The 21,544-nt window shown below is 57.8% G+C and carries 25 protein-coding genes; 15 read left to right on the top strand and 10 right to left on the bottom strand.

The window, feature by feature from the left end; all coding sequences use genetic code 11:
• Window positions 1–16 precede the first annotated feature (16 nt).
• Both FGU71_RS04310 and FGU71_RS04305 read left to right on the top strand, forming a co-directional pair.
• On the top strand, window positions 17–991 hold the full coding sequence (locus FGU71_RS04310) for an NAD(P)H-dependent flavin oxidoreductase (protein ID WP_142787414.1): 975 nt from the start codon (window positions 17–19) through the stop codon (window positions 989–991).
• 200 nt (window positions 992–1,191) lie between these two features.
• Window positions 1,192–1,764, top strand: a complete 573-nt coding sequence (locus FGU71_RS04305) for a hypothetical protein (RefSeq protein ID WP_142787413.1) — start codon at window positions 1,192–1,194, stop codon at window positions 1,762–1,764.
• A 9-nt stretch (window positions 1,765–1,773) separates the two neighbouring features.
• Here FGU71_RS04305 and FGU71_RS04300 read toward each other — a convergent pair whose 3' ends face one another.
• The 3 genes from FGU71_RS04300 to FGU71_RS04290 form a co-directional block, all read right to left on the bottom strand.
• Complete coding sequence (locus FGU71_RS04300; protein WP_142787412.1) at window positions 1,774–2,229, bottom strand: hypothetical protein; 456 nt, start codon at window positions 2,227–2,229, stop codon at window positions 1,774–1,776.
• A gap of 87 nt (window positions 2,230–2,316) precedes the next feature.
• Window positions 2,317–2,772 carry a hypothetical protein gene (locus FGU71_RS04295; RefSeq protein ID WP_142787411.1) on the bottom strand — a complete coding sequence of 152 codons (456 nt, stop codon included), beginning with the start codon at window positions 2,770–2,772 and terminating at the stop codon, window positions 2,317–2,319.
• 49 nt (window positions 2,773–2,821) lie between these two features.
• Window positions 2,822–3,082, bottom strand: a complete 261-nt coding sequence (locus tag FGU71_RS04290) for a zinc-finger domain-containing protein (protein WP_142787410.1) — start codon at window positions 3,080–3,082, stop codon at window positions 2,822–2,824.
• 128 nt (window positions 3,083–3,210) lie between these two features.
• Here FGU71_RS04290 and FGU71_RS04285 point away from each other — a divergent pair, with 128 nt between their 5' ends.
• Both FGU71_RS04285 and FGU71_RS04280 read left to right on the top strand, forming a co-directional pair.
• Window positions 3,211–4,164 carry an ABC transporter ATP-binding protein gene (locus FGU71_RS04285; RefSeq protein WP_142788976.1) on the top strand — a complete coding sequence of 318 codons (954 nt, stop codon included), beginning with the start codon at window positions 3,211–3,213 and terminating at the stop codon, window positions 4,162–4,164.
• The gene (locus FGU71_RS04280) at window positions 4,164–5,156 is read left to right on the top strand and encodes an MBL fold metallo-hydrolase (RefSeq protein WP_142787409.1); all 993 of its coding nucleotides are present in this window, start codon (window positions 4,164–4,166) and stop codon (window positions 5,154–5,156) included. The genes FGU71_RS04285 and FGU71_RS04280 overlap by 1 nt, the downstream gene beginning before the upstream one ends.
• On the opposite strand, the gene FGU71_RS04275 is transcribed toward FGU71_RS04280, so the two are convergent.
• Complete coding sequence (locus FGU71_RS04275) at window positions 5,119–5,673, bottom strand: hypothetical protein (RefSeq protein WP_142787408.1); 555 nt, start codon at window positions 5,671–5,673, stop codon at window positions 5,119–5,121. The two genes, FGU71_RS04280 and FGU71_RS04275, sit on opposite strands and share 38 nt — an antisense overlap.
• Window positions 5,674–6,110: 437 nt before the next feature.
• On the opposite strand from FGU71_RS04275, the gene nadB reads away from it, so the two are divergent.
• Window positions 6,111–7,703 carry an L-aspartate oxidase gene (gene nadB / locus FGU71_RS04270; RefSeq protein ID WP_142787407.1) on the top strand — a complete coding sequence of 531 codons (1,593 nt, stop codon included), beginning with the start codon at window positions 6,111–6,113 and terminating at the stop codon, window positions 7,701–7,703.
• Between the two features lie 79 nt (window positions 7,704–7,782).
• Here the strand turns inward: nadB and FGU71_RS04265 are convergent, their stop codons facing one another.
• Both FGU71_RS04265 and FGU71_RS04260 read right to left on the bottom strand, forming a co-directional pair.
• Window positions 7,783–8,025, bottom strand: coding sequence for a hypothetical protein (locus tag FGU71_RS04265; RefSeq protein ID WP_142787406.1), 243 nt, complete (start codon window positions 8,023–8,025; stop codon window positions 7,783–7,785).
• 28 nt (window positions 8,026–8,053) lie between these two features.
• Complete coding sequence (locus FGU71_RS04260) at window positions 8,054–8,572, bottom strand: hypothetical protein (RefSeq protein ID WP_142787405.1); 519 nt, start codon at window positions 8,570–8,572, stop codon at window positions 8,054–8,056.
• Between the two features lie 173 nt (window positions 8,573–8,745).
• Here FGU71_RS04260 and FGU71_RS04255 point away from each other — a divergent pair, with 173 nt between their 5' ends.
• The 6 genes from FGU71_RS04255 to FGU71_RS04230 all read left to right on the top strand — a co-directional run bounded on the left by FGU71_RS04255 (window position 8,746) and on the right by FGU71_RS04230 (window position 14,336).
• Entirely contained in the window at window positions 8,746–9,705 is a 960-nt protein-coding gene (locus FGU71_RS04255; RefSeq protein ID WP_234035634.1) for a TraB/GumN family protein, read from the top strand.
• Window positions 9,706–9,811: 106 nt separating this feature from the next.
• A complete protein-coding gene (locus tag FGU71_RS04250; RefSeq protein ID WP_142787404.1) occupies window positions 9,812–10,714 on the top strand; it encodes an alpha/beta fold hydrolase in 903 nt (300 codons plus the stop codon).
• 507 nt (window positions 10,715–11,221) lie between these two features.
• A complete protein-coding gene (locus tag FGU71_RS04245; protein WP_142787403.1) occupies window positions 11,222–13,252 on the top strand; it encodes a ribonucleoside-diphosphate reductase subunit alpha in 2,031 nt (676 codons plus the stop codon).
• A gap of 134 nt (window positions 13,253–13,386) precedes the next feature.
• The gene (locus FGU71_RS04240; RefSeq protein ID WP_142787402.1) at window positions 13,387–13,746 is read left to right on the top strand and encodes a PilZ domain-containing protein; all 360 of its coding nucleotides are present in this window, start codon (window positions 13,387–13,389) and stop codon (window positions 13,744–13,746) included.
• Between the two features lie 126 nt (window positions 13,747–13,872).
• Window positions 13,873–14,055: a hypothetical protein gene (locus FGU71_RS04235; protein WP_142787401.1), complete on the top strand. Its 183-nt coding sequence runs from the start codon at window positions 13,873–13,875 to the stop codon at window positions 14,053–14,055.
• The gene (locus FGU71_RS04230) at window positions 14,025–14,336 is read left to right on the top strand and encodes a hypothetical protein (protein ID WP_325053164.1); all 312 of its coding nucleotides are present in this window, start codon (window positions 14,025–14,027) and stop codon (window positions 14,334–14,336) included. The genes FGU71_RS04235 and FGU71_RS04230 overlap by 31 nt, the downstream gene beginning before the upstream one ends.
• Before the next feature lie 55 nt (window positions 14,337–14,391).
• Here the strand turns inward: FGU71_RS04230 and FGU71_RS04225 are convergent, their stop codons facing one another.
• Complete coding sequence (locus tag FGU71_RS04225; protein WP_142787399.1) at window positions 14,392–15,768, bottom strand: GGDEF domain-containing protein; 1,377 nt, start codon at window positions 15,766–15,768, stop codon at window positions 14,392–14,394.
• A gap of 240 nt (window positions 15,769–16,008) precedes the next feature.
• On the opposite strand from FGU71_RS04225, the gene FGU71_RS04220 reads away from it, so the two are divergent.
• Entirely contained in the window at window positions 16,009–17,058 is a 1,050-nt protein-coding gene (locus tag FGU71_RS04220) for a ribonucleotide-diphosphate reductase subunit beta (protein WP_142787398.1), read from the top strand.
• Window positions 17,059–17,598: 540 nt separating this feature from the next.
• On the opposite strand, the gene FGU71_RS04215 is transcribed toward FGU71_RS04220, so the two are convergent.
• Complete coding sequence (locus FGU71_RS04215; RefSeq protein WP_142787397.1) at window positions 17,599–17,952, bottom strand: endonuclease domain-containing protein; 354 nt, start codon at window positions 17,950–17,952, stop codon at window positions 17,599–17,601.
• A gap of 138 nt (window positions 17,953–18,090) precedes the next feature.
• On the opposite strand from FGU71_RS04215, the gene FGU71_RS04210 reads away from it, so the two are divergent.
• Entirely contained in the window at window positions 18,091–18,345 is a 255-nt protein-coding gene (locus FGU71_RS04210; RefSeq protein WP_142787396.1) for a YdcH family protein, read from the top strand.
• A gap of 653 nt (window positions 18,346–18,998) precedes the next feature.
• Window positions 18,999–19,193 carry a hypothetical protein gene (locus tag FGU71_RS04205; RefSeq protein WP_142787395.1) on the top strand — a complete coding sequence of 65 codons (195 nt, stop codon included), beginning with the start codon at window positions 18,999–19,001 and terminating at the stop codon, window positions 19,191–19,193.
• Between the two features lie 10 nt (window positions 19,194–19,203).
• Here FGU71_RS04205 and FGU71_RS04200 read toward each other — a convergent pair whose 3' ends face one another.
• Complete coding sequence (locus FGU71_RS04200) at window positions 19,204–19,860, bottom strand: hypothetical protein (protein ID WP_142787394.1); 657 nt, start codon at window positions 19,858–19,860, stop codon at window positions 19,204–19,206.
• 87 nt (window positions 19,861–19,947) lie between these two features.
• On the opposite strand from FGU71_RS04200, the gene FGU71_RS04195 reads away from it, so the two are divergent.
• Window positions 19,948–20,865 (top strand): sulfotransferase domain-containing protein, encoded by a 918-nt coding sequence (locus FGU71_RS04195; protein WP_142787393.1) that lies wholly within the window; start codon window positions 19,948–19,950, stop codon window positions 20,863–20,865.
• 112 nt (window positions 20,866–20,977) lie between these two features.
• On the opposite strand, the gene FGU71_RS04190 is transcribed toward FGU71_RS04195, so the two are convergent.
• A complete protein-coding gene (locus FGU71_RS04190) occupies window positions 20,978–21,544 on the bottom strand; it encodes a thermonuclease family protein (RefSeq protein WP_142787392.1) in 567 nt (188 codons plus the stop codon).

The raw sequence follows: 21,544 nt of genomic DNA, 5'->3' as shown, positions 1-21,544 counted from the left end.
AAGAGGATCCAGTATAATGAAAACCGCAATCACCGAAATGTTCGGCATTCAGCATCCAATCATTCAGGGCGGCATGCACTATGTCGGATTTGCCGAGATGGCTGCTGCGGTTTCCAATGCGGGCGGACTGGGCATTATCACCGGCCTTACGCAAGGCACGCCGGAAAAGCTCGCTAATGAAATCGCCCGTTGCAAGGATATGACGGACAAGCCTTTCGGTGTGAATCTGACCATTCTGCCAACGCTTACGCCGCCCGATTATCCCGGATTGGTCAAGGCCGTGATCGAAGGCGGGGTGAGCGTGGTTGAAACCGCAGGCCGTAACCCGGTTGACCTGCTGCCGCCGCTGAAAGACGCCGGGATCAAGGTGATCCACAAATGCACCAGCGTGCGCCATTCCTTGAAAGCGCAGGATATCGGCTGCGATGCGGTAAGCGTTGATGGGTTTGAGTGCGGCGGGCATCCGGGCGAAGATGATATCCCGAACTTTATCCTTCTCCCCCGCGCAGCGGACGAGCTGGAAATACCGTTCGTATCCAGCGGCGGAATGGCTGACGGTCGCAGTCTTGTCGCCAGTTTGGCGATGGGCGCGCAGGGTATGAATATGGGCACCCGGTTTATTGCCACCCAAGAAGCGCCGGTCCACGAGAATGTTAAAAAGGCCATCGTCGCAGCCTCTGAATTGGACACCCGTCTGGTGATGCGCCCGCTGCGCAATACCGAACGTGTTTTGGCCAACGATGCGGTCGAACGCCTGCTCGAAAAGGAAAAAGAGCTGGGCGATGCCATCACCATTCAAGACATCCTGCCAGAGGTCGCCGGTGTTTATCCGTCGATCATGATGGAAGGCGAAATGGACAAGGGCGCGTGGAGCTGCGGCATGGTTGCCGGTCTTATCAATGACATCCCGACCTGTAAGGATTTGATCGACGGTATCATGAAAGATGCCGATGCGATTCTTGCGCGGATGAACGCGATGAACGCAGCGTAGCGGGTGAGCCAGCCATCCTAGCCTGCACGCGCACTCGGGTAGGGGTTTTTCCCTAAGGCTCCGGCGATCAGGCGGCTACCCATTCCCGCTATTCAAAGCATGTTCGCTCAATCCCGCGTTAGTCGGGCCGTGCGAATGCGGGGTCACTAGCTTTGGATAGACGGTCTGCGCGCAGCGCATGGGCCGGGAAATGACGATGAATGGGAAATCAAATGACGCCCGACCTGTGGCTGCTGCTGTGCATCTTGCCATGCATTTTGGGTTGGGCACTCGGCCGGCTTTATGAAGGCTGGCGGGTCGGAAAGATCGCGGCCCGTGGCACAGGCCGAGGCAGTGCGGCGCAGCCAATGGTTTTTTCAGCCCCGCCCATCCCAAGCCGGCGAACCCGCGATCCGGCAGCACCGATCGTGGCCGCAACGAACACATCGGATCAGACTGCGAGTGTGCCTTCAAAACCATTCGTCCAGACGCCGACATTGCATGAACTTTCGCTGCAGGCGGCTGAGTTTCCGCATAAGCGCGATGCCCGAATTGACGAGCGTTTGTCAGAAGGTGTGTTGATGCCCGGTGATCCGTTGGCCGCGCGCGCGATCGATGACTATCGGTATGCCGTCGCCGCGCTGCGGCAAACCAGACGCACCGATTGCATTGAGCCTATCGGTTTGCGCATTTTTGAATACGCTTCTGATGAACTGCCGCGTATCGCGGATATCGCGCCCATCTCACCCCATATGCGGGCGAGTGAAATCGCGGCACGCCGGGCGATGGTTTAGCGGCGGCGATCAGCCTGCGTCTTTGGCATCATCGACGCGGGTGTAAGGCACAAAGTCGACCAAGAAGACATTGCCGGTTGGAAAACCGATCGCGCGGTCCGCTGTCTCGATAATATCCTGTTTGCAAACCTGCGAAGCGTTGAACCGGCGCGAAATCACGACATCGAAGCTATCGATCCGTTCGGGATGGGCAGTCCGCTGAACATAGATGGTTTTGCCCCTGCCATAGACAAAGGCGGTTTCATCGATCACCCGGAATTGATCGTTCAGACGGGTGCGGATGCAGGATTTTGGCTCACCTGCAACGCGCCCTTCCAAAAGCTTTGCGAGCTCTTTTTCGCCTTTGGTCATCTCGGCAGAGGATTCGATCTCTTCATTCTGATCATCGGCAAAGGCCGGCTGGCTCGCGGCCATGGCGAAAGCAGCGGCACCGGTCATAATCATGGCAAAGCGTTTGGCGGACATCGGAAATCTCCTGTGGTGTATCGCCCACGATACTGCATATCATTCTATGAACCAACCATGAGCAGGCCTGTTCTGCCCAAGGCGGACCTAGTCAGAGCGGGACACGTCAAAGTGTACCACAAAACGCGGCGTTTCGCCGTAATTGGTTTCGCGCAGCGCAAATTTGATGGTTGTCTCTGAATTGTCAGGGTGCTCGATATCAGCCCGGTAGCGTTCGGGCGCGGCGGTTTCGTCATCACTGCCACTTTCCTGTTTGAGAAACGGGACCGCCAGACATTTTGCAATGCGGATTCGATAGGCTGAAAAAAGCGCGCTTGCGGCGCCCGGATCGTTGCCGAAATCCCATTGGCATACGAGCTCAAAATCGCCTGATTGCGAAAACATGCCGCATTCGGTGGCGTTCCTCAGCAGGCCGGGTTTGCCATCATAGGTAAGATCAAGCCGATCATCGCGGTTCATCGCGATTGCCAGCTTGTTCAATTTTGCGTCTGATTCTTCAGTGAGTGCAGCAATCGCTGCGCAGTCCCGATTGGCTGCGTCCACTTGCGCCGGTATCCAAAGCGCCAGCGCCGAGAGGGAGGCTGCGACTGGTTTACCGATGACCGGGATCCGCGCCTTCTGAGATATCGGGCAGGCTGGCCTGATCCACGCCGTCAGCCGGGCCGTCTTTCAGGACAAAACGCCGGTCGCAATATCCGCAATCGACATAACCGTGTTCGTCAATCTCCAGATAGATTCGCGGATGACCGAGCGCGGCCGGGCGATAATTCTCGCCTGCACGAATGCCGCTCGCTCCGTCACAGCTGACGCGTTTTGTTTCAACCAGGAGTGTTTCAGGTGGTGGGATGTTCATAGCGTGATGACGGTTAATCGCGCTGGCGGCTGAATTCAATCTCAATCGCGTTTGAGTGCTGCACCGGCTTGCCCGCCATGCGTCCGTCACCTAGAGCTGAGCCTATGTCCCATCCTATGTCCGATCCTATGACCAAGCCTCCTGCTATCCGTATCGAGAATCTCGTCAAACGTTATGCCGCGCCCAAAGGCGCAAAGGGTGAGGACGCCGAAGGCAAACTCGCGCTGAACGGGGTGAGCTTTGATGTACCCGAAGGTTCGATTTTCGGTCTGCTCGGCCCCAATGGTGCGGGCAAATCGACATTGATCAATATCCTTGCGGGCCTTGTGAACAAGACTGGCGGATCAGCGAACATCTGGGGTTTCGATATCGATCAGCAGCGCCGCAATGCGAGCCGCGCAATCGGGATCGTACCGCAAGAAATCGTGTTCGACCCTTTCTTCACCCCTTACGAGGTGCTTGAAAATCAGGGCGGATTCTATGGAATTCCCGGCAAGGATCGCCGCAGCGAGGAATTGCTGGAGGCTGTTCGTCTCGCCGATAAACGCGATGCCTACGCGCGGACCCTTTCAGGCGGGATGAAACGCCGTTTGCTCGTGGCCAAAGCCATGGTTCATTCCCCGCCGATCCTGGTTCTGGATGAGCCGACCGCGGGCGTTGATGTCGAATTGCGCCGGCAATTGTGGGAACTCGTCACTCAGATGAACCGCGAAGGCGTAACAGTGGTTTTGACTACGCATTACCTCGAGGAAGCAGAGGAATTGTGTGATGAGATTGCGATCATCAATCACGGCGAACTGATCGCGCACAAACCCACGCGTGAACTGATCAATATGGCGCGCGAGAAAATTGTCGCGGTTACGCTTGCGGATGATCTGGCCGAGGCACCTTCGCATGAAGCCTTTAGCAAGGTCGAACTTGCAGGGGAGCGCGGTGTCGAGGTTACATATGATAAAGACCGCCTCAACGCGGGTCAGGTGCTCGCGATCCTTCAGGAACAAGGGCTGACAGTGGAAGATGTCACCACGCGCGAGGCGGATCTGGAGGATGTGTTCGTACAGCTGACCGGAACGACTGCCTGATGCGGGCTGCGGCGCGCTTTGCTTATGCAGTGTGCGCGGCGGCGGTTCTTGCGGCGTGCGGATCGTCTGATGCAGCAGACCCGTCTGCCGTTCCACCCGGCATAACCAGTCCACCACGTGCCGAACAGCCTGCCGGTTGTCCGGGCACAGGCGCCGCGCTTCAGGTGCTTGGCAGCGGCGGTCCCATTGCCGAAGCGGATCGGGCCGGCACATCCTATCTGCTATGGATCGATGGCGAGCCGCGGCTGTTGATCGATGCGGGCGCAGGCAGTTTCCTGCGTTATGCCCAGGCTGGCGGGAAATTGGCGACATTGGATGCGATTGTGCTGACCCACCTGCACGCCGACCACGCTGGCGACTTGGCAGGGATTTTGAATTCTGGCGGGTTCGAAGGGCGCAGCAAACCTCTGTTTGTGGCCGGCCCGGACGCGGCGCCGCGCTTTCCCGGTATGGAAACGTTCATCACCCGATTGCTCGGTAAAGACGCAGGCGCGTTCGCATATAATGGCGGGTACACCGACGGCACCGAAAACAAACCGGCATTGGCCGTGCAGGAAATCACAACCGCGCAAGGCACCGGCGCACCTGCGGGGCTTGATGTTTCGAATGATTTTTCTGTGATGGCGCATCCGGTCCATCACGGCGTTGTGCCCGCGCTGGGTTATGTGATTGACGTCGCGGGGAAATCGATCGTCATCACCGGAGATCAAAGTGCGCAGAGCGAGCGTTTTCTGAACGATTTGACCGGCAGCAAACCCGCGATCCTGATCGCGCATCATGTGATCAACGGTGACGATGGACAGCCACGCGGACTGCACCGGACGCCGGAGCAAATCGGTGCGCTCGCTGGCGCGCTTGAGCCAGGGCGTTTGGTGCTGTCTCACAATATGGAGCGGTCTTTGAACCCGATAACGGCGAGCCTCGAGGCCATTGGCAGGGCCTATTCCGGCCCGGTCAGCGTGGCTTTTGATCTGGACTGCTACGCGCTGTAATCTTTAGCCGGTCAATATCCTGCCGCAGCTGGCTTTTGCGAAAGCCCCCGCCAGCAATCAGACGTTTCCAATCGGCCCAGTGATCAAAATGCTGCAATTGCCGGTGGTAATAATTGATGTATTCGAGCGCCGCCAAAACCGCAGCTGCTGTCGCTACCCAGCGATCTGCCGTGCCCACAGCCAATCCATCAATGCTCCAGAGGGATATGCATACCGCGATTGCCACAGCGCTCGCGATGGCCATCGGGAAATCCAGCGCGGCGATCCATTTCACCGTTTTGTCTGGTGAGGTTCCGTGTTCGATCTGGTGCAGTTTGGCGCGCCAATAGGCCGCACCAATTATCAACAAAGCCATCATCGGCAGGATCGCAGCGATGGATCCAACGCCAATGCGCCCATCAGCGACCAATACCATGAAGACAGGGACGAGCAGCGCATTGGCCGCTTCGATGCGCCAATATCCTGTCAGCCGCGAAATCAGCTTCTGACGAGCGGTGCTTGTGTCGGGTTTGGCCATCGCTAAATCTTGGCCTACCTTCGCGCCGCTTTCAAGTTGGCTGCTATGCCAGCCTGGTCACTTCTTTACCGAGCGCCATTTGCGGTGTGCCGTGCGTTTGATGGCTGTTCCGCAATGCCGACATTCACCGACATAGTTGTCGCCGTTCCATTGAACGTCGCGGCGAAGCGGTTTGTGGTTGCCCGTCAGGCAAGTGGCGAGTGAAATCAGAGACATGGGAGAGGTCCAATGTTTTACGCGACTGCGAAAAGCCGGTATTCTTACCGTGCAAATTAAGTGCGACCTCGTAGTCCAAGTAGCAGTACTGCCCCGCGGCGCAAGCGGATTTTACATTTGCCCACGCCGAATTGATCGAGCGCATACATGACCGGTTCGATATGGCCGCAATTCTTGCTCCGACTTGCTCTGAATTGGATTGCGCGCCATGGCGTTTGCCCATGAGCACATTGACGAACGACTATGATGTAATTGTGATCGGATCGGGCGCTGCCGGTTTGACCGCAGCGCTGGAACTGGCCGAGACCAAGCGTGTGCTGGTTCTGGCAAAAGGATCGCTGACCGGTGGATCAACCGCTTGGGCGCAAGGCGGCATCGCGGCGGTGCTGGATGCAGGTGACACGTTTGAGGATCACATCCGCGATACGATGGTCGCTGGCGCGGGCTTGAACGATATAGAAACTGTCGAATTCGTCATCGAAGGCGCGCCAAAGGCAATTGACCGCCTGTGCGAATTGGGCGTGCCCTTTAACCGCGATGAAAACGCGCTGCATCTGACCCGCGAAGGCGGACATTCCCACCGCCGGATCGTCCACGTGGATGACGCCACGGGCTGGGCGGTGCAATCGGCGTTGGTCAAAGCTGCAGAGGCGTCGCCCAACATCACGCTTGCGCCGGGCCGCACATGTATCGATTTCATCACCGACAGGCACGGCGAGAAATTTTCCGCTGCAGGCCGCGTCTGGGGCGTTTACGCGCTTAACGAGGAAAGCGGGCGGGTAGAGCGGTACATTGCCCGCGCAACCATTCTGGCAGCTGGCGGTGCGGGCCGCTGTTATCTGTTTTCAACCGCTCCACGCGGCGCGACCGGAGATGGCATCGCGATGGCGTGGCGGGCCGGAGCGCGCGTTTCCAATATGGAAATGATGCAGTTCCACCCGACCTGCCTCTACAATCTCGAAGTCAAAAACTTCCTCATCACAGAGGCCGTTCGCGGCGAAGGCGGGCATCTGCTCCATCCCGAAACCGGTCACCGTTTCATGGCGGATTATGATCCCGAACGCATGGAGCTGGCTCCTCGCGATGTCGTGGCGCGTGCGATCGATGACCAGATCAAACGCTTTGGCCTGGATTACGTGCATCTGGATATCAGCCACCAACCGCCCGAATTCGTGAAAGAACATTTCCCAACAATCCACGAGAAGCTGACCGGGCTTGGAATTGATATGACCACCGGCCCGATCCCGGTTGTACCTGCGCAGCATTACACCTGCGGAGGTGTGGTCGTCGATCTTCAGGCGCGCACCGATCTGCCGGGGCTTTGGGCGGCGGGTGAAGTCACCGAAAGCGGGCTGCACGGGGCAAACCGGCTGGCGTCAAACAGCCTGCTGGAATGTTTTGTGTTTGGCGAAGCGGCGGCGGACGATATTCTTGCCCGCTGGGACACGCTGGAGGCACCGCCTGCAATTTTGCCGTGGGATGAAAGCCGCGTGGCAGATTCTGACGAGGAAGTCGTCATCAAGCAGAATTGGACGGAAATCCGCCGCTTCATGTGGAACTATGTCGGCATCGTGCGCACGACCAAACGGATGGAGCGCGCGGCCAACCGGATCGAGCTGCTGAAACGCGAGGTTGAGGATTATTACGGATCATTCCGTGTGACGACCGACCTTATTGAATTGCGCAATTTGCTGCAATCAGCCGAATTGATCGTCAAAAGCGCGCTGGCCCGTCATGAGAGCCGCGGTCTGCATTACACGCTGGATTATCCGAAAACGGATGAGGTAGCGCGCGATACGGTGCTGGTTCCGTGATCTGGGCACATAAACTGGGCACATAAAACAGTGGCTGCAGCGCCATAGGCGCCGCAGCCATATTATCCGTCAGCGCGATTCAGAGGCCGATGGATTTGATCACGTTCTCAAACGGATTGTTGGGATCGGGATCGGGTTCCGGGTACATGCCCATGGTCACATCGATATCGATGATGTCGTCGATGATGCCTGCGCCCGACACTTGATCGACATCGCTGCCGTCAAGTTTCGCGATGCGGGTTTGCGCTTCTGCCGAAGCGGCTGCGATCCCGGTCAGAAGGGCATCTGAACCGATCCGGCTGGCTTTCTTTTTGCTATTCATGGTGTTCTCCTAGCTATGACCCGGACATTCATGCGTGAACCGTAGCCCCACCGTCCGGGTTATGGGCGGGTGACGGAATTCTATTCGGCAGGTTCGGGCCAACGGGGCCGACGGGGCCGACGGGGCCAACCGGGCCGCGCGGCTCGGGCAAGGCTGCTTCGCTTTTGCGGCGGCGCGTTGTGATCTGCGGGCAGCGCAGACAGCTCGCCGTGCCATTTTCGGCGAACCAGCGGCAGGTGGCGCGCAATGTGCAGGCCGGTGCCACGTCAACGACCGGCTTAAGCTGTTCGATAATCGCCTTGCCCAGCCCGCAGCCGCCATCGCGCCATTGGCCGCAGCCATTGTTGGCGCAGGGCGCGGAAAAACGCAGAGCATGTCCCGGATCGACGCCAAGATCCTCGGGATTGGAATCGCTCGGGAGCTGCGCATCTTTTTCAAGATAGGCGACGCGGGTGTCGCCATCCTCTTCGCGCACAACGCCAAACAGCTTTGCGTCAGGATGCTGATACGGGGCGCTTGGGCAGTCGAGCTGCGTTGGCTTGCTCATGGCGATTTCTCCTGCTTCGATCACTGTCTTGCGATGCAGAGTACCGGCAGGTTGATCGGTCCCCCATCCAGCAGGTGTGCTAATGCAAAGGTATTAGTCGGCGGGCATATGCGCGGTCGCAAAGGGATTTTGATACATTCCAGAGAAAGGCGGATGGGTTTACTGTCATCGCTATGAAAACTTCCCGCTTTTCCGCGAAGGCCTCGATAGGCCAATTGCTCACTTTGGCTGCGCTCGTCGCAAGCCCGCTTGCCGCGCAGTCCGGCGGCCCCGAACCTGCGCCCAATCAGATTGTCGTGACGGCCCAGCGATCCGGTGCGCCAATGTGGACGATCTATACCGAGACCGGCACGGTCATTCTGGTCGGTGAGATTCGCGCTGTTCCGCAAAGCACGCCGTGGCAGCCCGACCGACTGAAAGAAGCCACCGGCGAGGCAGACCGCGTGATTATCCGATCGCGGCCAAAGATTTCGCCGGGTGATATTTTCCGCCTGATCTTTCGCGGGGGCAGTTTTACCAAATTGCCCGATAAAAGCGTCGCTGCCGATTATCTCGATCTGGATCAGCGCGCGCGGTTGGCGGCGCTCGAAGCGGAATATGACAAAGATTATGATCGCGGCAGTTTCCTGATGACGGCGTTCGACCTGCTCGCGCGCAGGCTCGATTTCGATGACGATACGCTGGATGATGATGCGACCGATATTGTGCGCAAGGCCGCCGACAAGGCCGATGTCCCGATCCAGCGCCCGGAGCGGTTTCGCGGCGAGGACCTGCTCGACAATCTCGCCGATGCTCCGCCTGCCTCGCACATTCCCTGTCTCGAAGCGGCGATGACCGCGACGGAAACAGGGCCAGATATCATCGCAAAACGCGGCGATGACTGGCGCAAATTCGATATCCCTGCGGTGATGGAAAACCCGCTGGAAATCGCGTTGGGCACGTGCTGGCCATGGGCCGATCCCGAACTTGGCGAGGATATCCGCGGCGCGTGGATCGACATGATCGAAGGCGCTGCGGCGGCGGACGGGACGACGGTTGCGGTTGTACCGCTGAGGGTGCTGGCCGAGCCGCAAGGCGTGCTGGACAGTCTCGAGACGCGCGGCTTTGAAATCGGCGGACCGGTCTGGCGGTGAATAGGCCAGCGAATTCAGGCGCTGAACGGGATTGCTTGCGGCGGGCGCGCCAATGCGGCAAACTCGTCCTCAAACGAAACCTATCAACAGAAAGTCTTTCCTAGCCATGCCCACCATCACCACGCCTAACACCGGTATCGAGCTGTTCTACGAAGACCACGGGAGCTCTGATCACGAACCGATCCTGCTGGTGATGGGGCTGGGCGCGCAGATGGTTTTGTGGCCCGATGAATTTGTCGAAGCGCTGGTGGGCGAAGGGTACCGCGTAATCCGGTTCGACAATCGTGACATCGGATTAAGCCAGAAGATGGAAGGCGCGAAGGCTCCCGGACTTAAAATGCAGGTGCTGCGCAAGATGATCGGCTTCCCTGCCAAGGTGCCGTATACACTCGCAGATATGGCGGCGGATGCGGCGGGCCTGCTTGATGCGCTTGAGATTGAGCGCGCGCATGTTGTGGGCGCTTCGATGGGCGGGATGATCGTGCAATTGCTAGGCATCAACCACGCGGACAAACTGCTTTCGCTCACCTCGATCATGTCGACCACCGGCAACCCGAAAATTCCGCAGGCTGATAAACAGGCGATGGAAGCGCTGATTGCGCCGCTTACCTCCATGGAAGAGGAAGACCTGCTGGCGCACGGCATCAATGTTCAGCAAAGCATCGGCAGCCCCGGCTTCCCCGCCGATCCGGAACGCCGCAAGGAAAAGGTGCTGAAAGCGATTCGCCGCAGCGTCTATCCTCCCGGTCTGCCGCGTCAGCTTGCTGCGATCATTGACGATGGTGACCGCCGTGAACGGTTGAAAACTGTCACAACGCCCACTTTGGTGCTGCACGGTGAGGATGATCCGCTGGTCAAGCTGGAGGGCGGTCAGGACACTGCCGCGCATATTCCCGACGCCAAATTGGTCACGATATCGGGCTGGGGTCACGATATTCCGCTCGAACTGATTGACCGGGTGACCAAGGAAATCATCGACCATGTCGGCAGCGTGAAATCGCCCGCCTGACCCGGCCCCGTTAATCCGTCATCAGGCCAAACGCGCAACATTGTTGCGGTTTCGGCATGAAAAGATTCAAGTGTTGATTCATAAGATTCAATCACCACTTTTTTCTTCACAGATTCAGTTTGGGGCTTGCGCGATGCGCGACTCCAGCTTTCTCCACGCGTCGCGGCGTTGCAGCATACTAATACACCGGATCGAAAGTACGAATTAGGGTTAATCAGGCGTTGACGCGGAGTCCACTCTGATTCATCATCTAGTGGTTCGGTTTGCACTGGACCCCCAAGCTTTGGTGAATTCGTCCGAGTCCTGATGGGCCCGAACGGGGGAGGATTCACTGTCTGAACAGCTAAAGCCGGGGCGTTGCGAAGCGTAAAGGAATGATTGGCAGTTAAGCCTGTGGCCCGATTTGTGGGTATCGTGTGGTAAAACTGTTGATGAAACGGTATAGAACAGAATTGGAACATCGGCACTTGCGCGGCGTTACAATTCGGGGACACAGACGGGGCTGAAATGGAATTCAAAGCGAGCGATGGCGTGCCGAATGAGAACGCAGGCGATACAGTGACAGAAACAGAAACCCGCGCGGAAACAAACGCCGGAACCGAGGCTAAAGCAGTGACCATGACAACGGGCGATAAAGGCAGCGAAGAGCTGATCGCTGAAAAAGCGGGCGCGGCGCTGGCGGGTGCGATTGGCGAAGCGAGCAAAGCCGCCGTCGATATGGACAGCAAAAAGGTCAATGACCGCCGGTTTGAAATCATCACCGACGAAGCGCGCGATTCCAAGCTGACCGATTTCGGCAAAGAAACGCTGATCGACCGGTATCTGCTGCCCGGTGAAAGCTTTCAGGATTTGTTTGCGCGTGTGGCCGATGCCTATGCCGATGATCAGGCACACGCCCAGCGTCTGTATGATTACATTTCGAACCTGTGGTTCATGCCGGCCACACCGGTTCTGTCGAATGGCGGCACATCGCGCGGGCTTCCGATCAGCTGCTATCTCAATTCGGTTTCCGACAGCCTTGATGGCATTGTGAACACCTGGAATGAAAACGTGTGGCTGGCGTCCAAAGGCGGCGGCATTGGCACCTATTGGGGCAATGTCCGCGGTATTGGCGAGCCGGTCGGCCTTAATGGCAAAACCAGCGGCATCATCCCGTTCGTGCGCGTTATGGACTCGCTCACTCTGGCAATTTCGCAAGGCTCGCTGCGGCGCGGCTCTGCGGCGTGTTACCTTGACGTGAGCCACCCTGAAATCGAGGAATTCCTCGAAATCCGCAAACCCTCGGGCGATTTCAATCGCAAGGCATTGAACCTGCACCACGGCGTGCTGCTTACCGATGCCTTCATGGAAGCGGTCCGTGCCGGTGACGAATTTGAACTGAAATCACCGAAAACCGGCGAAGTGCGCGGCACAGTCGATGCGCGTTCGCTGTTCCAGAAATTGGTCGAATGCCGGCTTGCCACAGGTGAACCGTACATCGTGTTTAATGACACGGTGAACCGCATGATGCCAAAGCATCACCGCGATCTGGGTCTGAAGGTTTCGACATCGAACCTGTGCAGCGAAATCACGCTGCCAACCGGTATCGACCACCTTGGTAATGATCGCACCGCAGTTTGCTGTCTGTCGTCGCTCAATCTTGAAAAATGGGACGAGTGGAACGGCGACAAGCAATTCATCGAAGACGTGATGCGGATGCTCGACAATGTCCTGCAGGATTATATTGACCGCGCACCTGATGAGATGGCGCGCGCCAAATATTCCGCCGAGCGTGAGCGTTCGGTTGGTCTGGGCGTGATGGGTTTCCACTCTTTCCTTCAGCAAAAAGGGCTCGGCTTTGAAAGCGCGATGGCCAAGGCGCTGAACCTGAAAATGTTCAAGCATATTCAGGCGAAAGCATCCGAGGCATCGATGTTGCTGGCGCAGGAGCGCGGACCTTGTCCCGACGCCGCCGATATGGGCGCGATGGAGCGGTTCAGCTGTAAAATGGCAATCGCGCCGACCGCATCGATCTCGATCATTTGCGGTGGTACGTCGGCCTGTATCGAGCCGATCCCTGCCAACATCTACACGCACAAAACCCTGTCGGGCAGCTTCATTGTGAAGAACCCGTATCTTGAAAAGATCCTCGACAAGAAATCGAAGAACTCGACCAATGTCTGGAATTCGATTCTCGAAAAGGCAGGCAGCGTCCAGCATCTCGACTTCCTGACGGAAGAGGAAAAAGCGAGCTTCAAGACCAGCTTTGAAATTGACCAGCGCTGGCTGCTCGATTTCGCAGCCGACCGCGCGCCTTACATCGATCAGGCGCAGTCGTTGAACCTGTTCATCCCGGCCGATGTCGACAAATGGGATCTGATGATGCTGCACTTCCAGGCATGGGAAAAAGGCATCAAGTCGCTGTATTACCTTCGCTCAAAATCGATCCAGCGCGCCGGTTTTGCGGGCGGGGTTGAAGCCGATAATACCGCCGACGCAGCCAAATTTGAACTTGCCGCCGAGCAAACTGATTATGAGGAATGCCTCAGCTGTCAGTGATGATCTGACATCGGATTTTATAAAACCCCCGCAAAGCGTTATGCTTTGCGGGGGTTTTCTTTGGCCTTACGCCGAAGGACGCGGATCAGCCTTTACGGGCTGTTAAGCATGTGCGGCGTATACCGGCATCAGCCATGCAAACACGCCAGACGCCTCGAAAATCAATCAAGCTCCCCAGCCGGTATTTCACCGGTACAGGTGCGCCAGACGATGTCTTGGTCACAGAAATTTCCGCCGGTGGCTGCCGTTTTGCCTCAACCTCGCCCGATCTGACGATCGGTGCGCGTCTCCAGATCGAGATTGCCGGTACGGGCCCTCATCACGGGACTGTGAAATGGGCCGAAAAAGGCGAAATCGGAGTCACTTTCCTCAGAAATATCACCGAAGCCGAACTTGGCGAATTCCAATCAAGCCATATACCGGCGGCATCGGCAGGATTGTCCGAGCGTGAATTCGAACCGATGACAAAGACGAAACCAACGCGTTTCTGCTAAATCCGGCCCGATCCGGCACCCCGTTCTCGATCCCGCGCCGCAATTGTGGCATAATCACCGTCTGGCTTTTGCGTATCGGGCATTCTTCGCCCTGATGCGGGCCGGGATTTGGGAGATTTAGGGCTTATGACACCAACGCTTTGGATTGGCATTATCGGCACAATCGTTGCGCTCGCCTTTGCGGCAAACGGCCTGCGCGCGGTGCGCGCGGGGCCGGGCCATGCCGCCAATGCGGGCCGATTGCATATGATGATGGTGATCGTTTTTCTGCCGTTACTGTGGCTCACGATCGCGCTGATCCAGTTATGAAGATGCGGGTTATCACAGCGATCGGCCTTGCATTGCTGCTTTCAGCCTGCGCCAGCCAGATCGACGTCGCGGTCTCACAAGAGCCTGCGGCGCCCGGCTTCTGGTGGGGATTGTGGCACGGGTTCATTTTTCCATGGAGCTGGATCGGATCACTCTTCAACCCGGATATTGCCGTCTATGCCGTACCCAATTCAGGGGGCTGGTATGATTTCGGATTTTTTGTCGGCATCACCGTTTTGGGTGGCGGCAGTTTCTTCGGCTCCAGGAGCCGCGGCGATTGATGGGCCTGCCTTCCCGCAAATGACCAAGCGGGCGCTGGTTTAACCCGATTCCGCTTTACGCCGATTCTGCCCGGATTTCCGGCCCCGGATGATGAAGGATCTGAGTCCGGTTCCGGCCTGCATTCTTGGCGCTGTACAGCGCGGAATCGGCCATCTGGATCAAGGCCTCTCGCATCGCTTCGCGGTGCCGGGGGCTCCGGGCACCAGACAGCGCGTTTGCAGCACCGACGCCAATAGAGACCGTGACAAGCGAGCTGCCTTTGGCGCTTCCCTTCACATCAACCGGTATCATCAACGATGCGACGGCCAGGCGGATCTCTTCGGCCAGAGCATCGACATGGCCGCAATGGTGCTCGCGCATGGCGGCGACAAATTCTTCACCGCCATGCCGCGCGACCACGCCGCCGATTTCAGAAAGTATCGCATGCAGCGTTTGAGCGACCATGGTCAGGCACGTATCGCCGGCCCCGTGGCCATAAGTGTCATTGAAATGCTTGAAGTGATCGATATCGACCATGATGATCGCAATGCGGCCCTGATCCTGCGGTGCGTCTTCGTCCATCGCCCCGAGAATTTGCTGGTTGAACATCCGCGCAAAACCGCGCCGATTGAGCGCTCCGGTGAGGGGGTCTCGTTCGGAAAGGTCACGCAATTTGCGATTGGCACCGCGCAATTGGTGCGCCGTAATCCGGCTGCGCAGGTTCAACAAAAAGTTCTTTTGCCGCAATTGCTCAAATCGCGCCGCCAACGGCAATGTCGCGGCGGCCACCACGCACAGCAGCGCAATATAATCCGCTCTCATCGCGAGCGCTTCGGCGGAGCCCGCCGGACCGGCGGCAAGAACGAGAACAACCGTCCCGATAAACGCGATGTCGAACAGGATAAGACCGCGCATGGATAGCGGCATAACGATGTTTGCCATGCCCACCACCAGCGTGGTCGCGGTAAGATACGATGCGGCATATTGCGGCTGAAGATGTGATGTCAGATGAACAATCACGCCCGCAAACGCGCTGGGTCCGGCAGCGAGGCAGGCGGCGACCAGCCATGTCTTGCCCCGCTCTGCTGCGATGAACCCGGTGAGCAATATCGGCCCGATTCCTAGAACGCGCAGCATTGCGCCCTCTTTCACCATCGCCGGATTGGTCAGCATATCGAGCGCAATGGTCGCAAGACATGTCAGAAATCCAAGGACCGCGAGGAAATGCTGTTCCCGGTAAAGCCGTGCGGTCATCTCTTTGAGGTACAGGGTGCGGATCGTATCCGGCCACGCGCGCAGCGGCGTTCCGCTTTGTCCGATCTGGTCGATCTCGGGCGTGTCAATTCCTTCAGGCACGCCCAGACGCTCGGACGGATGATCCGAGCCTCGATCCGCCGCAGCGGTATACCCGGCCCAATTTTCAGCCGGAACGATAGAACCTTCTATGCCCATCACCGGCGTTTATTCGGGTAAGTTTAATGTTGCGTTAGCCGAACCGGATTCGCGATTGCGGCGATGCACCGCACGCACAAACCCCTGACTTCGTTGAGCGGTTTGCAAGTCACCGCCCCCTGTGCTCCATTCGACTCAGAAAAAGCACAGTTTATCCCCGCCGAATCATCCCTGCTTGCCTTCGAATTCGTAGTTTGATTCCCTATATGAGTCACCGAACCCAAATTAAGGAAACACAACATGTCGTTGCTCGAAGCCCGTAAGACCTACAAGCCGTTCCAATACCCTTGGGCTTACGACTTCTGGAAACGCCAGCAGCAAATCCACTGGATGCCCGAAGAAGTGCCGCTCGGCGAAGATTGCCGCGATTGGGCGCAGAAAATCACCGAGCATGAGCGCAATCTGCTCACGCAGATCTTCCGTTTCTTCACTCAGGCCGATGTCGAAGTGCAGGATTGCTATCACGACAAATATGGCCGTGTTTTCAAACCGACCGAGATCAAGATGATGCTCACCGCGTTCTCCAATATGGAGACGGTGCACATCGCCGCCTATTCGCACCTGCTCGACACGATCGGCATGCCCGAAAGCGAATACAGCGCGTTCCTCGATTATGAGGAGATGAAGGACAAACACGATTACATGCAGCAATTCAGCGTCGACACCGACGAGGATATTGCCCGCACGCTCGCCATGTTCGGCGGCTTTACCGAAGGGCTTCAGCTGTTCGCATCTTTCGCGATGCTGATGAACTTCCCGCGCTTTAACAAGATGAAGGGCATGGGCCAGATCGTATCATGGTCCGTCCGTGACGAATCGCTGCACTGCGAAGGCATCATCAAGATGTTCCACACATTCTGCGAAGAGCGGAACTGCCTGACCAAGGCGGTGAAGGAAGACATTATCGATGTCTGCCAGAAAACCGTGCGCCTCGAAGATGCCTTTATCGACCTTGCGTTTGAAATGGGCCCGGTAAACGGCATGACCGCGACCGAGATCAAACGCTACATCCGCTATATCGCCGATTGGCGTTTGAAACAGCTGGGCCTGCAACCGGTCTATATGATCGAAGACCACCCGCTGCCATGGCTGACCCCGCTGCTTAACGGTGTGGAGCACGCCAACTTCTTCGAAACGCGCGCCACCGAATATTCCAAAGGCGCCACCACCGGCGATTGGAACAGCGTCTGGTCCAGCTTCGACAAGCGCCAGAAAGCCAAAGCCGTCAACGAAGACGAAGTGACGGATAACGGCCCGGATATGTTTGGCGAGGTCGAAGCGGCGGAGTAGCTTTTCCGCATCGTCTAATTTGATGAATGCTATGTTTGGAAATGGTGCTCAACCAATCTGTTGGTTGGGCGCCATTTCTATTGACGCTTCGACAATCTCAAAGCTGAGGGATCTCAGTGGAGCCTTTTCAGAAGCCTTCGCGGCGAACATGTTCCACTACTGCTTCAGCTGTATGGTGCAGGTTGTCGATGTATATGCCTACTGTCTTTAGCTAAATGACTCGCCGCTGGATAAAAATTATCTGCGTAGGAGGCTCAAGTAGTCTGTACATCTGTCATCGCCTGCCCACCCAACTGCGGCTAGGCTCATTGCATTCGCCAAGCCTCGTGTCCCTCCCGCTTGCGGGAGGGATGACACGCTCGACACCAAATCCCTCGTGAGTTTCTTATGTTAAAGCGCGGCCAAGCTCCCCTCCCGCTTGCGGGAGGGGTTGGGGGTGGGAGCAACATTGCCGGGGCCTTTGTTCCTCGCCCGCCCTGCTGCGACTAGGCTCCGCTTTGCGTCACCAAGTCTCGCCTCCCTCCCGCAGTCAGGAGGGCATTAGTCGCGCAGGTTTGGCAGTTCGGCCTCGATCGCCTGAAGCACGCCTTCAATGTTTTCCTGCACATCCGCATTTGTAAACCGCAGCACCGCGTAACCTCGATCTCGCATCCAGCGGTCACGCGCGGAATCCATTGCGTGCTGCACATCGTGGCTGTGGCCATCAAGCTCGATTACCAGTTTAATGCTGCGGCATATAAAGTCGGCATAATATGGGCCGATTGGCATCTGACGGCTGAATTTCGCACCGAGCTGGCTCCGAGAAAGATGTCGCCACAGCGCGCGTTCAGCCGGTGTCGCCTGATTTCGCAGCGAACGAGCGCGCATTGTGTTGCGGGGTTTCCAGTCGGGCATTTCTTTTTCTTGCCGGTCCTCTGCCCCGTTCGCAAGCGAGAGGGGACAATTCTCAAAAAATGGCTAATTGACCCATATCAAAGACACGCTCCCGCCGCGCGCGCATAGCTTCCCTTACACACCTAGAGGAGAAGCCCCATGTCACAGCATACACCCAACGAACTCACCGAAATTTTCAAGCGGGATCGCGATCTGCTCACGCGGTTAAAGCGCGATATGGCGCATTATGTGCGGCTGGCCGATGAATATCACGCCATCAACCGCGAGGTGCACCGGATCGAGGCGGAGGCAGAGGCCGCCAGTGACGAGCGGCTCGAAGAATTGAAGCGCGCGCGGCTTGCGCTGCTCGATGAAATCACCGCCATCGTGACGCGGGAACGCACACCTGCCTGATTGGGGGGGCCTGATCGGGGGGCCTGATCGGGGCGGCCTGATCTGCGCAGCGTGATCCGCACGGCCTGATCCGCACGGCCTGATCCGGGCGGGCTATTTTCCTACAGGACAGGCCGCGTGGTACGGCGCAGCCATGCTGCCTGCCGCTTTTATACCCGGTCTTTCGTGTCTCGCCCAAAGACAAAACGCAATTTATGTTGGACAAGTGTCAACTGTGTCCTACAGGCGCAAACACCTCAATTCATTGAGGAACACTGTGTATGACACGGGTGACACATCGGCGATCTGTCACCTGTGTCCTACAGCTGCATCGCGCCGCGTTATGCCGCACGGTGCCGGCCCTTATGAGAGCGGCGTCTTAGGCGAGGCGTCGCTCTCTCCTTGGCTCGCTTCCGGGCTCGCTCCTGGGCTCTCTCCTTGCCTCGCTCCGGGGCTCTTGTCTTGGCCCACATGGGCGCGCTCCACGCCCTTTACCCGACCCGTTAATCCAATCCTAAACATCGCAGTCCGCACAGACTCCCGAAAGCGCGGATTTAGCGCGGGCCTGCGGATGAAAAGTGTTGTAAAATCGCGCGTTACGGCGAAAATCCTAACGGTTTCTTCACCCCGTTATCCGATTACCGAATGAAGTTAACGCAGCAGAAGGGTATCGCATGAAAATCGTCCAGGGTCTTGCCGGAGTAACACTGGGAATGGTGGGCGGATTGTTGGTGATGTTTGCCGTTTTGGGCGGCCCCTCGGTTGCCGAAACGGGGAATGGTGCATCCGATCTGTCTGCCGGCGCCGACGGCAGCGCCGCGGATAGCAGCGCGGATCAGGCCCCGGTTCGCGTGTCGCTCGACGGGTAGGTAACGCCCGTTATTCGTGGCCCCACGGCGCAGACGGGGTTTCTGCCGCTGTGCTGAGGTCAAACTCCACGCGGAAAAACCGGTCCTCCGGCGCTCCGCCTTCGATTGTTCGCTGTAACTGATAGACAAAGGATCCATCGCCGCTGATCGCGGGCTCGACTTCAACGGTCCAGACATTGGTGACCGACGCGCCAAGGCCTTCGCGCTCGAACATGGCGATGCTTTCCGCGTCCACGGGGAAATTCTGCGCCGCAGCAGTGCCTGCGTCCACCGTGTCGCCGCCATACATCGTGACCGCATCGCTTGAACCGTCTTCGTGACGGTGATCATGCTTAAGCCGCAATCCTGCATCGGTGCGCGTGAAAACCCAGGTGCGGGAGCGATCCCATTGGCCATCAATCGCAACGTGAAACGGAACTGCGATCCGATCCTCGCTGCATTCGCGAACATGCATGACCATGTCAGCCTCCGCAAAATCGGCATCGGCCGCATCGTCGCTGACCAACGTGCCGCGATACGCATTGCCGCAATGGCTGGCGAGCGCGCTCCAGAACCCGTCTTGCGGCCCGTCCGCCAAGCTTTCCGCAGTTTGCTCTGGCGGGGAACAGGCGGGCAGCAGCATGGCGGAGGTGAAAAGGACGGGCGATGCAAAGGCGCGGATGGTCATGCCCCCTCTTATGCCCACCTTGCCATGCGCTGCAAATCGCGTAGGTCAAAGTCTGGGGACGCGTATCAAAGGTTTGGGGAATTCGATATGACAGATCCGTTAGTGGGCAAATTGCCGGGCCGCGCGCGCAGTCTTGAAGAATACGCCGCAATGATGGGTTCCGCGCATTCGGGGGAACACCCCAATCACCGCCCTTATGAGCCGCAAGATGGCGATGTATTCATCACCAGCTGGGCCAAAAGCGGGACGACTTTTCTGCAGCAAATGTTCCACCAACTGCGCACTGCGCATCGCGGCGGCGACATGGATTTCGACGATATCAGCCGGATGACCCCTTGGGATGATGTCGCTCTGATGGTCGATTTCGATATGACAGCGCCGCAAGTCGCGAGCCCGCGCGGGTTCAAATCCCACCGCGAATATGAACGCCTCCCCACCGGTATGCGGTACGCTGTAACCCTGCGCGATCCCAAAGAGACTTTCATATCCTTTTACCGCTTCATCAATGGCTGGCACCTTGAGCCGGGCTCGGTTGAGCTTGAGGAATTTTTGCCATTCTGGATGGGCGGCGGGCCTGGCGGCTGCGATTATTTCACCCATCTGCTCAGCTGGTATGATCGGCGCAAGGAACCGGACAGCCTGGTGATGACCTATCGCTGGGCAGTGAAAAACCGCTCTGCTGCGATTGCCCGCATGGCGGCGCTGATCGGTGTTGAGATGACGCCCGAGATTGAGGCGCTCGTGCTGGAGCGAACGACGCGCGAATTCATGCACGATCACAAAGACAAGTTTGACGATGCGATGGTCTGCAAAGTGCTGGATGAAAAATGCGGTATTCCTGCGACCAGCGATTCAAGCAAAGTCCAGTCCGAAGGCAGCGACGCAAAGGAAGTCCCGCAGTCGGTCGCAGACGCGATCGACGCGATGTGGGCGGAGCGTGTGGTGCCCGTCACAGGTCATGCAGATTTCGCTGCGCTCGCCGAGACGGTTGATGCCGAAGCCTAAGACTTAATACATCAGGCACCGGCTTTAGGCATCGGATCATCTACGTGAAATGGGCTGCGGTCCAGTCTCTGCGGGTTCACGTCTTGCCAAAGATGACCCGGCGATGACGAGGTTACTGGCACCACTGCGTTGCCATGCTGCCCCATCCGCTTTCAGAGGCAAGCTGCCGGTCGATCATATATTTTGAAAGCAGAACCCGTTTGCCGTTTGGCGAAACCCGGCTGATCTCGCGCAGCTCGCGCCCGTATTGATCGCGCGGAGGGGCGCTCTCTCCGGTCCATTCAAACGGTCCGCGTGCCAACCACGTGTGCAGTTCGCGTTTCGCTTCGGCTGCGCGTTTACGTTCCTCTGCGCAGTCGCCATCGATTTCAGGCGCGTCAAAACCCGTCAGGCGGATGCGGCGCCTGCTTGGCCCGTTGCCGATAATCACAGTATCCCCGTCCACAACGCATCCCTGCGCGCCAGACCATGGCTCCCCGCAGATAGCGAACCTGTAACTCACACGCTCCCAACCCTGTTCAGCGATGTAGGGACGGTACAAAAACCACCAGCCTGCGCTAACGATAGCGAGCAGGATCGGGACGCGCCAAATGCTCCACCAATCGGCGATCCCGTTTCTCCGGCCAAGTGCCGAACGGCCTTTGCGAAATTTGGTTTTGCGGGGATTGCGTTTGAACAT

This window comes from Erythrobacter insulae, assembly GCF_007004095.1.
In the GTDB taxonomy this organism is placed as follows: domain Bacteria; phylum Pseudomonadota; class Alphaproteobacteria; order Sphingomonadales; family Sphingomonadaceae; genus Erythrobacter; species Erythrobacter insulae.
The sequence above is the reverse complement of the archived record's forward strand: the minus strand, read 5'-3'. Positions and strand labels throughout refer to the sequence as shown.

What these genes read in the sequence shown, in the direction of transcription:
- FGU71_RS04300 (WP_142787412.1), bottom strand. Translation starts at nt 2,229, where the DNA reads ATGTCCGCCAAACGCTTTGCCATGATTATGACCGGTGCCGCTGCTTTC.
- FGU71_RS04305 (WP_142787413.1), top strand. Translation starts at nt 1,192, where the DNA reads ATGGGAAATCAAATGACGCCCGACCTGTGGCTGCTGCTGTGCATCTTG.
- FGU71_RS04275 (WP_142787408.1), bottom strand. Translation starts at nt 5,673, where the DNA reads ATGGCCAAACCCGACACAAGCACCGCTCGTCAGAAGCTGATTTCGCGG.
- FGU71_RS04290 (WP_142787410.1), bottom strand. Translation starts at nt 3,082, where the DNA reads ATGAACATCCCACCACCTGAAACACTCCTGGTTGAAACAAAACGCGTC.
- FGU71_RS04285 (WP_142788976.1), top strand. Translation starts at nt 3,211, where the DNA reads ATGACCAAGCCTCCTGCTATCCGTATCGAGAATCTCGTCAAACGTTAT.
- FGU71_RS04240 (WP_142787402.1), top strand. Translation starts at nt 13,387, where the DNA reads ATGCAAACACGCCAGACGCCTCGAAAATCAATCAAGCTCCCCAGCCGG.
- FGU71_RS04215 (WP_142787397.1), bottom strand. Translation starts at nt 17,952, where the DNA reads ATGCCCGACTGGAAACCCCGCAACACAATGCGCGCTCGTTCGCTGCGA.
- FGU71_RS04280 (WP_142787409.1), top strand. Translation starts at nt 4,164, where the DNA reads ATGCGGGCTGCGGCGCGCTTTGCTTATGCAGTGTGCGCGGCGGCGGTT.
- FGU71_RS04310 (WP_142787414.1), top strand. Translation starts at nt 17, where the DNA reads ATGAAAACCGCAATCACCGAAATGTTCGGCATTCAGCATCCAATCATT.
- FGU71_RS04190 (WP_142787392.1), bottom strand. Translation starts at nt 21,544, where the DNA reads ATGTTCAAACGCAATCCCCGCAAAACCAAATTTCGCAAAGGCCGTTCG.
- FGU71_RS04200 (WP_142787394.1), bottom strand. Translation starts at nt 19,860, where the DNA reads ATGACCATCCGCGCCTTTGCATCGCCCGTCCTTTTCACCTCCGCCATG.
- FGU71_RS04205 (WP_142787395.1), top strand. Translation starts at nt 18,999, where the DNA reads ATGAAAATCGTCCAGGGTCTTGCCGGAGTAACACTGGGAATGGTGGGC.
- FGU71_RS04265 (WP_142787406.1), bottom strand. Translation starts at nt 8,025, where the DNA reads ATGAATAGCAAAAAGAAAGCCAGCCGGATCGGTTCAGATGCCCTTCTG.
- FGU71_RS04250 (WP_142787404.1), top strand. Translation starts at nt 9,812, where the DNA reads ATGCCCACCATCACCACGCCTAACACCGGTATCGAGCTGTTCTACGAA.
- FGU71_RS04225 (WP_142787399.1), bottom strand. Translation starts at nt 15,768, where the DNA reads ATGGGCATAGAAGGTTCTATCGTTCCGGCTGAAAATTGGGCCGGGTAT.
- FGU71_RS04235 (WP_142787401.1), top strand. Translation starts at nt 13,873, where the DNA reads ATGACACCAACGCTTTGGATTGGCATTATCGGCACAATCGTTGCGCTC.
- nadB (WP_142787407.1), top strand. Translation starts at nt 6,111, where the DNA reads ATGAGCACATTGACGAACGACTATGATGTAATTGTGATCGGATCGGGC.
- FGU71_RS04260 (WP_142787405.1), bottom strand. Translation starts at nt 8,572, where the DNA reads ATGAGCAAGCCAACGCAGCTCGACTGCCCAAGCGCCCCGTATCAGCAT.
- FGU71_RS04220 (WP_142787398.1), top strand. Translation starts at nt 16,009, where the DNA reads ATGTCGTTGCTCGAAGCCCGTAAGACCTACAAGCCGTTCCAATACCCT.
- FGU71_RS04245 (WP_142787403.1), top strand. Translation starts at nt 11,222, where the DNA reads ATGGAATTCAAAGCGAGCGATGGCGTGCCGAATGAGAACGCAGGCGAT.
- FGU71_RS04255 (WP_234035634.1), top strand. Translation starts at nt 8,746, where the DNA reads ATGAAAACTTCCCGCTTTTCCGCGAAGGCCTCGATAGGCCAATTGCTC.
- FGU71_RS04210 (WP_142787396.1), top strand. Translation starts at nt 18,091, where the DNA reads ATGTCACAGCATACACCCAACGAACTCACCGAAATTTTCAAGCGGGAT.
- FGU71_RS04195 (WP_142787393.1), top strand. Translation starts at nt 19,948, where the DNA reads ATGACAGATCCGTTAGTGGGCAAATTGCCGGGCCGCGCGCGCAGTCTT.